The 9124-nt window shown below is 60.5% G+C and carries 7 protein-coding genes; 4 read left to right on the top strand and 3 right to left on the bottom strand.

Translation table 11 applies throughout. From position 1 onward, the window contains the following. The first annotated feature begins 24 nt into the window (after nt 1-24). Nucleotides 25-1314 (top strand): MFS transporter, encoded by a 1290-nt coding sequence (locus HMPREF9538_RS16425; RefSeq protein ID WP_020317303.1) that lies wholly within the window; start codon nt 25-27, stop codon nt 1312-1314. 14 nt (nt 1315-1328) lie between these two features. Beyond that, complete coding sequence (gene yfaU, locus HMPREF9538_RS16420) at nt 1329-2132, top strand: 2-keto-3-deoxy-L-rhamnonate aldolase (RefSeq protein WP_009484778.1); 804 nt, start codon at nt 1329-1331, stop codon at nt 2130-2132. A gap of 21 nt (nt 2133-2153) precedes the next feature. On the opposite strand, the gene glpC is transcribed toward yfaU, so the two are convergent. From glpC to glpA, 3 genes are read right to left on the bottom strand one after another with little or no spacing between them, the layout of a single operon-like run. Continuing rightward, on the bottom strand, nt 2154-3332 hold the full coding sequence (gene glpC, locus HMPREF9538_RS16415) for an anaerobic glycerol-3-phosphate dehydrogenase subunit GlpC (RefSeq protein WP_002913041.1): 1179 nt from the start codon (nt 3330-3332) through the stop codon (nt 2154-2156). Continuing rightward, nucleotides 3329-4588 carry a glycerol-3-phosphate dehydrogenase subunit GlpB gene (glpB, locus tag HMPREF9538_RS16410; protein ID WP_009484779.1) on the bottom strand — a complete coding sequence of 420 codons (1260 nt, stop codon included), beginning with the start codon at nt 4586-4588 and terminating at the stop codon, nt 3329-3331. Before glpB ends, glpC begins: the two co-directional genes overlap by 4 nt. After that, the gene (gene glpA, locus HMPREF9538_RS16405) at nt 4578-6200 is read right to left on the bottom strand and encodes an anaerobic glycerol-3-phosphate dehydrogenase subunit A (protein WP_004899549.1); all 1623 of its coding nucleotides are present in this window, start codon (nt 6198-6200) and stop codon (nt 4578-4580) included. Before glpA ends, glpB begins: the two co-directional genes overlap by 11 nt. Nucleotides 6201-6471: 271 nt before the next feature. On the opposite strand from glpA, the gene glpT reads away from it, so the two are divergent. Continuing rightward, nucleotides 6472-7818: a glycerol-3-phosphate transporter gene (gene glpT, locus HMPREF9538_RS16400; protein WP_002913019.1), complete on the top strand. Its 1347-nt coding sequence runs from the start codon at nt 6472-6474 to the stop codon at nt 7816-7818. Nucleotides 7819-7827: 9 nt separating this feature from the next. Next, nucleotides 7828-8898, top strand: a complete 1071-nt coding sequence (gene glpQ / locus HMPREF9538_RS16395; protein WP_009484780.1) for a glycerophosphodiester phosphodiesterase — start codon at nt 7828-7830, stop codon at nt 8896-8898. Nucleotides 8899-9124: the final 226 nt, after the last annotated feature.

A 9124-nucleotide genomic window follows, 5' to 3' on the forward strand; every position in this document is an offset into this window, starting at 1 on the left:
GCGGGGGCGCCTGAGGATATTATGATGAGCAACACTCTGCTGGAGAGCGTGGTGAAGAAAAACCGCGCCCGCTTAATCCCCTTTATGCTGGCGCTGTACGTGCTGGCGTTTCTTGACCGTTCTAATATCGGTTTCGCCAAAGAGACCTACCAGCTGGATACCGGACTCAGCAATGAGGCCTACGCGCTGGGGGCCGGTATCTTCTTTGTGGTCTATGCCTTCCTCGGGGTGCCGGCCAATCTGCTGATGCGCACATTTGGCGCCAGGCGATGGATCGGCTGCACCACGCTGCTGTGGGGCGTGCTGTCGGCGGCGATGGCGTGGGCGGATACGGAAGCGAAATTCCTGCTGGTACGTACCCTGCTGGGCGCGGCGGAGGCGGGCTTCTTTCCCGGAATGATCTACCTCACTTCACAGTGGTTTCCCCAGCAAAACCGCGCCAGCATTATGGGGCTGTTTTATATGGGCGCGCCGCTGGCCCTGACGCTGGGATCGCCTTTATCCGGTGCGCTGCTGGAGATGCATGGATTTATGGGCCATCCCGGCTGGTTCTGGATGTTTGTCATTGAAGGCCTGCTCGCCGTCGCCGCGGGAGCGTTCACCTTCTTCTGGCTGGACGATTCGCCGCAGCATGCCCGCTTCCTGAGCGCAGCGGAGAAACAGGCGCTGATAAGCGAGCTGGCGCGCGAGGAGGAGAAAAAGATTGCCTCGCGCCTGTCCGATGCGCTGCGTAACGGGCGGGTCTGGCAGCTGGCGCTGATTTATCTGACCATTCAGGTGGCGGTCTATGGTCTGATTTTCTTCCTGCCCACCCAGGTTGCTGCGCTGCTGGGCACCAAAGTCGGCTTCGTTGCCTCGGTGGTGACGGCCATCCCGTGGGTGGCGGCGCTGTTTGGCACCTGGCTTATCCCTCGCTACTCCGATCGCACCGGCGAGCGACGCAATATTGCCGCCCTGACGCTGCTGGCGGCGGCGGTCGGGATTGCAGTGTCCGGACTGGTGGCGCCGGTGCTGGCTATCATCGCGCTGTGCGTGGCGGCGGTCGGGGTGATCGCCGTGCAGCCGGTCTTCTGGACGATGCCGACGCAGCTGCTGTCCGGCACGGCGCTGGCCGCAGGGATTGGCTTTGTTAACCTGTTTGGCGCCATCGGTGGTTTTCTGGCGCCGATCGTGCGCGTGCAGGCCGAAACGTTGTTCGCCAGCAGCGCCGCCGGACTGTTAACCCTGGCCGGCGTCGCCATTGTCGGGGTGGTCATTATCTTTTCATTGAGCCTTACCCGCGCGGTACCCCAGCGCGGCAGCGTACAGCATTGAATAAAGGAATCGCTATGAACGCACTGTTATCTAACCCCTTCAAACGGGGATTATTACGCGGTGAGACGCAAATCGGCCTGTGGCTGAGCTCCACCTCATCCTACATGGCGGAGATCGCTGCGACGTCGGGATACGACTGGCTGCTGATCGACGGCGAGCATGCCCCGAACACTATTCAGGACCTTTATCATCAGCTGCAGGCGATTGCCCCCTATGCCAGCCAGCCGGTCATTCGCCCGGTCGAGGGCAACCGCAGCCTGATAAAACAGGTGCTGGATATTGGCGCCAGAACCTTGCTGGTGCCGATGGTCGATACCGCCGAGCAGGCTCGGGAGGTGGTCTCAGCGACCCGTTATCCCCCCATCGGGAGCCGCGGCGTTGGCGCCGGCGTGGCGAGAGCGGCGCGCTGGGGAAGGGTGGAGAATTATATGGCGGAGGCAAATGACCAACTTTGTCTGCTGATTCAGGTCGAGAGCCGAACCGCGCTGGAGAACCTGGACGCTATTCTCGAGGTGGACGGCATTGACGGGGTGTTCATCGGTCCGGCGGATCTCTCCGCCTCGCTGGGCTACCCGGACGATGCCGGTCACCCTGACGTGCAGCGGGTGATCGAGCAGAGCATCCGGCGCATTCGCGCGGCGGGGAAAGCGGCCGGATTTCTGGCGGTCGACCCGGCGATGGCGGAAAAATGTCTTGCCTGGGGGGCCAACTTTGTCGCCGTCGGGGTGGATACCATGCTGTATACCCAGGCGCTGGACCGCCGGCTGGCGATGTTTAAATCTGCCAGCGCCCAGCCGCAAGAGAAAACGAGCTATTGACGGCACAGGCTGGCGCTGGGCTCAGACGAGCGCCTGCGCCAGCACCGTCAGCGGATGCTCGCAGCGTTTGCTGGTGGACATCTCAATCTGCCATTTGCAGGTCTCGCAGTCGGTGACGACGAGGTCGGCCCCGCTCTCCTCAATCTGACGGAACAGCGGGGCGCCGATAGCCTGGGATACCGCGTAATTCTCAGTTTTAAACCCGTAGGTGCCTGCGATGCCGCAGCACTGTGAATCCAGCACCTCCAGCTGCAGGCCGGGGATCAGCCGCAGCAGCTCGAGGGTATACAGCGACCAGCCCATCTTTTCCATATGACACGGGGTGTGATAGACCACCTTCAGCGGCAGCGGGCGCAGCGGTAGCGTCCTGCCGGCAGCCAGCTGTTTCCAGATCCAGCGGGTGGCAAGCTCGACGCGATCGCGAAGATCGCTGTTATCGACATCGAGGAGATGGGGGTATTCATCACGTAGCGTAAAGGCGCAGGTCGAGGAGGTGGCAATGATCGGTAGCGTGTTTTCCCGCATCGCGGCGACGTTGCTCTGCGCCTGCTTACGCGCCTTGTCGAAAAAACCGTTGGCGATCAGCGGTACGCCGCAGCATTTTTCTTTTGATAACAACTGCACCCCGGTACCCAGCGCGTTGACGACGCGAATCAGATCTTTACCCAACTGTGGATGGTTATAGTTGACGTAGCAGCCATGAAAGAAAGCCACCTGTTCGCTGTACTGCTTCTGACGGGCGGCGAGCTGGCGGTAAGCGCGGCGGAAGGTGCCGAAACCATATTTCGGCAGCGTACGCCGGTGATCGATGTTGAGCGTCGCGTCGAGCAGACGGCGCACCGGTTTTAAGCCGGTGGCGGCGTTGACCAGGGGGGCAAAGGGGGTGGAAAGGGTACCCATCAGGTCGGTATGGCTGAGGATGGCGTCGCGCAGGGTCGGCTTTTGCTGGCCGTACTGTGCCCGGGCGCGTTGAATGATATCGCCAATTTTCACATCCGACGGGCAGGCGACCTCGCAGCGCTTGCAGTTAATGCAGTACTTCAGCGCCTCGTCGTACAGCGCGCCATCCTTCAGACGCAGGCGTTCGCCGTCCGGCCCCGCTTGTTTCGGGCCCGGATAGCGCGGATTGACCCGACTTACCGGGCAGGTGGTGGTACAGACCGTGCACTTAATGCAGCTTTCAAAACGGGTATCGTTCATGGCCGGCCTCCGGCAAGGGCATGGATCTGTCTGGCGGCGTGCAGCGCGGTAACGGCGCAGACGCCGCCGCCACAGCCGAGCTGAATGGCATCGAACCCGCCGAGCAATGAGCCGATGGCGAACAGATTATGGAACGGCTGCCCGCCCAGCAGGGGGCGCAGCAGGGCATCGGTTTTCACGCCGAAGCGCTGCCACGGTTGTGAGGCGAAGAAATCGCGCTGGTACCAGCTTTCCCGTGGCAGGGTCTGGTGAAGGTCGAGGCCGAGGATCGGCTCGCGCACGCTATCGCGAGTGGCGACAAGACCGTTGCTGAAAAAGCTGCCGCTGGCCAGCACGGTAAAGCGCGGACGCAGCGCAATATCGCCGTGATTGCGCGTCCAGACCGCCTCGACGGCGTTCTGTCGATGGCTGATTTTCACCACCTCATCGCCTGCGAGCCAGGCGCCGCCCTCGCGAATGAACTGGCGTTGCAGCTGAGAATGCAAACGCATCCCGGGAACCGAAGGCGGCAGCGTCGGCAGCAGACGCAGCGGGCAGGGTAGACGCGCCTGCAGCCAGTGGTACAGGCGATCGTCGGCGAGGCCAAAACAGGCGGGCATGATCAGCAGGTCATACTGCTGCGCCAGCGGTAGCAGCGCTGCATGCAGGGCCGGCCACATATTCTCATCATCCAGGACGCGGGCGATATTGGCGGCGCGAAACTCGGTCGGGTTGTCACGCAGCACATCCAGCAGCGGTAACTCGATTTCCACCGCCGCGGCGGTAACTCCGTGTTGACCGAGCGCGGCGGCGGCGAGATGCGGCTGAAAATCAGCAAAGCCGCTGATCCCCACCAGACAGGCGCCCTGCGACGGCAGGGGCGCGACAGGCACCTCAAGGGGCGACAGCCATGCCGGGCGCAACGTCCCCAGCGGCGTTACCCGCCGGTGCGGCCGGCGCGCATCGCCCTGCATCACCGCGCCGCAGGCGGCCAGCAGGGCTTCGGTCTGTGTCGCGTATTCGAGCACCGCCTCGGCGCCGAGACGGGAATAAGGGTGTTCAGGAAGCTGTTCAGCGAGTTGCTGCAGACCTTGTGCGACGTCAGTGACGTTATCGCCGTTGGGCAGCGCCGAGAGCAGGTCTAACGACGCGGAGGAAAAATGCAGCGCGCTCTGCCCGCGGCTGATGATGACGCTGCGCAGGCCGTGCTGATTCAGGACCAGCCCGCACAGCAGGCCGGCGAGCCCGCCGCCGATAATCGCGCAATCAAACTTCATCCCGGTGCTCCTGTGGCAATCCGCACAGGCCGAGGTAGACCCAGCGGGTGAATTCGCTTTCGCGCAGCGCATCGCCCCAGGCGATGGGCTGCACGCCCTTCCAGCGTTCATTGAGAAATTCCGAGAGCTGGGTTAACGACTGCGCGGGCGTGGTGACGTTAAAGCGCTGCAGCAGTCCGGCAGCGCGGCAGGCGCAGAGTTCCCCCTGACAGGTCCCCATGCCAATCCGGGTGCGGCGGCGCAGGTCGAGCAGGGTGTTGACCGCCAGGTTTTCCACCGCGTATTTCACTTCACCGGCAGTGACGGCTTCACATTCGCAGACCAGGCTACGGTGCTGGCGGCTGTCGCCAAGCCAGGACGGGGTGCGATCGCCGTGACGGTAGACGGCCGAGCCGCGCAGCGGGGTGGGGAGGGAGATAATCTTTTGCAGGGTACTTTCCGTTGGCTCCTGTGAACCGGGCAGCGGGGCTTCGGCCGTGGTACAGGGGGTGGTGTTTCCCAGCTTACGACAGACGGCGTCGGTGGCCCACTCGGCCATCAGGCGATAGGTCATCAGCTTGCCGCCGGTGATAGTAATGAAGCCTTCCATACCGTCACGCTGGGCATGGTCGAGCAGGACGATGCCGCGGCTGACGCCGCGCCCGCTGGGATCGTTATCGCTGGCCACCAGCGGGCGGACGCCGGAGTAGGCGCGGAGGATCCGGGTGCGGCCCATGACCGGCGCCAGCTTTTCCCCTTCGCGCAGTAGGGTATCGACCTCCGCCGCTGTTACCCGGTTGTCGTCAATTTCGTCATAAGGAATATGCATTGAGGTAGTGCCGATCAGCGAGATGGTATCGCCGGGCACCAGAATATCGGCGTCGGCCGGCTTACGGCAGCGGTTGATCACCAGGTTGTTAATCCGATGATCGAGGATCAGCAGCGATCCCTTCGCCGGGAACATGGTGATGCGCAGGTCGGCATATTCCGCAATACGCTGCCCCCAGATCCCGGCGGCGTTAACCACCATCCCGGCGTACAGAGTGCGGGCCTGGTGAAGTTGGCGGTCGTATACCTGGACGCCGCAGACGCGATCGCCCCGGCGCAGTAGGCCTGTTACTTCGCAGCCGGTAAGGATCTGCGCGCCGTGTTCGCGGGCGTCGAGCATATTGGCCGCGGTGAGGCGAAACGGGTCGATGGTACCGTCCGGGACCTGCACCGCGCCCAGCAGCGTCGGGTTGACGGCGGGCTCCCGGCGCAGCGCTTCCTGCGGCGAGAGCGGCGTGGCCTCTATGCCAGCCTGCTGACAGGCGTCGATAAAGGTTTGCTGCCATGCCAGGTCATCTTCAGGCAGGGTGATAAACAGCCCATTGGTCGGTTCAATACAGTGGCGGGCGATGCGGCGCAGAATGCGGTTCTCACTGATGCATTCGCGGGCGGATTCGTTGTCGGTCACCGCGTAGCGGGCGCCGCTGTGCAGCAGTCCATGATTCCGGCCGGTCGCCCCGGTGGCGATATCATGGCGCTCAATGAGCAGCGTTCGTAATCCGCGCCGGGCGCAGTCGCGGGCGATACCGGCGCCGGTTGCTCCGCCGCCGATGATAATGACCTCGCTATCAATACGTCCCGTCATCTTCAGCTCCTCTGCTTTCGTTTAACACCATTTAGCCACAATTAGTAAGGTTATTGTTTGATTTCGAGCATATTCGCGCGTTATTTGAGCGTGTTATGTGATTTCGTGCTCACATTGGAACGTTTTGTCATATTTTTGTAACAAATTGTGCGATGTTTCACAGTATCAACTCTACGTATTGCCTACCATCGCGACCATATTTGAAGTTGGTGATTAATCTGGGATTTTGTCGTGACGTCAGTAGAAAACAGCAAGGGCCACGGAGGCTGATATGTTAAGTATTTTTAAACCCGCCGCGCATAAAGCGCGTTTGCCAGCAGCGGAGATTGACCCGCTATATCGCCGATTACGCTGGCAGATTTTTATTGGCATCTTTTTTGGTTATGCCGCCTACTATTTGGTTCGTAAGAACTTTGCCCTGGCGATGCCTTATCTTATCGAGCAGGGGTTCTCTCGTGGCGACCTCGGCTTCGCCCTTTCCGGTATCTCCATCGCCTATGGATTTTCGAAATTCATCATGGGATCGGTCTCTGACCGCTCGAATCCGCGCATTTTCCTGCCGGCTGGCTTGATCCTCGCCGCGCTGGTGATGCTGGTGATGGGCTTCGTGCCGTGGGCGACGTCCAGCATCATGATAATGTTCGTGCTGCTGTTCCTCTGCGGCTGGTTCCAGGGGATGGGCTGGCCGCCGTGCGGCCGGACCATGGTGCACTGGTGGTCGCAGAAAGAGCGCGGCGGGATTGTCTCGGTGTGGAACTGCGCGCATAACGTCGGCGGCGGCATTCCGCCGCTGCTGTTCCTGTTAGGGATGGCGTGGTTTAACGACTGGCACGCGGCGCTGTATATGCCGGCATTCGGCGCCATTCTGCTGGCGATTTTCGCCTTCGCAATGATGCGCGACACCCCGCAGTCCTGCGGTCTGCCGCCGATTGAAGAATATAAAAACGACTACCCGGACGATTACAGCGAAAAGCACGAAGAAGAGCTGACGGCGAAGCAGATCTTTATGCAATACATTCTGCCGAACAAGCTGCTGTGGTACATCGCTATCGCTAACGTCTTCGTTTATCTGCTGCGCTACGGCATTCTCGACTGGTCGCCGACCTACCTGAAAGAAGTTAAACACTTCGCGCTGGATAAATCCTCCTGGGCCTATTTCCTGTACGAGTACGCGGGGATCCCGGGCACGCTACTGTGCGGTTGGATGTCGGACAAAGTGTTTAAAGGCAACCGCGGCGCCACCGGCGTGTTCTTTATGACCCTGGTGACCATCGCCACTGTCGTTTACTGGCTGAACCCGCCGGGCAATCCGGGCGTCGATATGGCCTGTATGATCATCATTGGCTTCCTGATCTACGGCCCGGTGATGCTGATTGGTCTGCATGCCCTCGAGCTGGCGCCGAAAAAAGCCGCCGGGACCGCCGCGGGCTTCACCGGCCTGTTCGGCTATCTTGGCGGTTCCGTGGCCGCGAGCGCTATCGTCGGCTACACCGTCGATTTCTTCGGCTGGGACGGCGGCTTTATGGTGATGATCGGCGGCAGCGTGCTGGCGGTTATCCTGCTGGTTATCGTGATGCTCGGTGAACGTCGCCATCACCAACAGCTGAAACAAGCCTAAGGAGCGGCGATGAAAATGAAACTTACCGCGCTGATGAGCGGAATGATTCTGTCCAGTTCGGCGCTGTGCTTCAGCGCGACAGCGGCTGATAAAATGGTCATCGCCCACCGCGGCGCCAGCGGGTATCTGCCGGAACATACCCTGCCGGCGAAAGCGATGGCTTACGCTCAGGGGGCGGATTACCTTGAGCAAGACCTGGTGATGACCAAAGACGACCGGCTGGTGGTGTTACACGACCACTATCTCGATCGGGTGACTGACGTTGCGCAGCGTTTCCCGCAGCGGGCGCGTAAAGATGGTCGTTTCTACGCCATCGACTTTACCCTGGACGAGATTAAGTCGCTGAAGTTCACCGAAGGTTTTGAGCCGAAAAATGGTAAGAACGTGCAAACCTATCCCGGGCGATTCCCGATGGGCAAATCCGATTTCCGTATTCATACCTTTGAAGAGGAGATTGAGTTTGTCCAGGGGCTGAACCATTCAACCGGCAAAAACATCGGTATCTACCCGGAAATCAAAGCACCGTGGTTCCACCACCAGGAAGGCAAAGATATTGCCGCCAGCACATTGAAGGTGCTGAAGGAATATGGCTATACCAGCAAGCAGGATAAGGTTTATCTGCAGTGCTTTGACGCCAACGAGCTCAAACGCATTAAAAATGAGCTGGAGCCGAAGATGGGGATGGATCTCAATCTGGTGCAGCTCATCGCCTATACCGACTGGAATGAAACCCAGCAGAAACAGGCCGATGGTAAGTGGGTGAACTACAGCTATGACTGGATGTTCAAGCCAGGGGCGATGGCGCAGATTGCGCAGTACGCGGACGGCATCGGCCCGGATTACCATATGCTGGTAGCGGAAGGCTCGAAGCCGGGGGCGGTGAAGCTGACGGCGATGGTGAAAGAGGCGCATGCCAGCCATCTGCAGGTGCATCCGTACACCGTGCGCGCGGATCAGTTGCCGGAGTACGCGACTAACGTTAATCAGCTCTATGACGTGCTGTATAACCAGGCGGGCGTCGACGGCTTATTTACCGATTTCCCGGATAAAGCGGTGCAGTTCCTGGACGCGAAACAGTAAAAAGCCGGATGGCGGCTACGCCTTACCCGGCGTACGAACTGCGGTTTTGTTGACACTGTTCTCGGCGTGCAACGATTTCGACCCGGGAATAACGTTTGTTCTATGTTATTTCCTGGAAGATTGCGCTCCCGATATTTCTTCTGCGTTATGCCTTTCATAGCGCAGGGAGCGCACAGGGGGAGGTCAGTCGCCGCCTCCCCCTGTACCCCCGGGCTCCGGCCAGCAA

The organism is Klebsiella sp. MS 92-3 (assembly GCF_000195655.1).
In the GTDB taxonomy this organism is placed as follows: Bacteria; Pseudomonadota; Gammaproteobacteria; order Enterobacterales; family Enterobacteriaceae; genus Klebsiella; species Klebsiella pneumoniae.

Bases quoted from the DNA above. Each gene is read 5' to 3' on its own strand.
- glpQ (WP_009484780.1), top strand. From the start codon at position 7,828: ATGAAAATGAAACTTACCGCGCTGATGAGCGGAATGATTCTGTCCAGT.
- glpB (WP_009484779.1), bottom strand. From the start codon at position 4,588: ATGAAGTTTGATTGCGCGATTATCGGCGGCGGGCTCGCCGGCCTGCTG.
- glpA (WP_004899549.1), bottom strand. From the start codon at position 6,200: ATGACGGGACGTATTGATAGCGAGGTCATTATCATCGGCGGCGGAGCA.
- HMPREF9538_RS16425 (WP_020317303.1), top strand. From the start codon at position 25: ATGAGCAACACTCTGCTGGAGAGCGTGGTGAAGAAAAACCGCGCCCGC.
- glpT (WP_002913019.1), top strand. From the start codon at position 6,472: ATGTTAAGTATTTTTAAACCCGCCGCGCATAAAGCGCGTTTGCCAGCA.
- yfaU (WP_009484778.1), top strand. From the start codon at position 1,329: ATGAACGCACTGTTATCTAACCCCTTCAAACGGGGATTATTACGCGGT.
- glpC (WP_002913041.1), bottom strand. From the start codon at position 3,332: ATGAACGATACCCGTTTTGAAAGCTGCATTAAGTGCACGGTCTGTACC.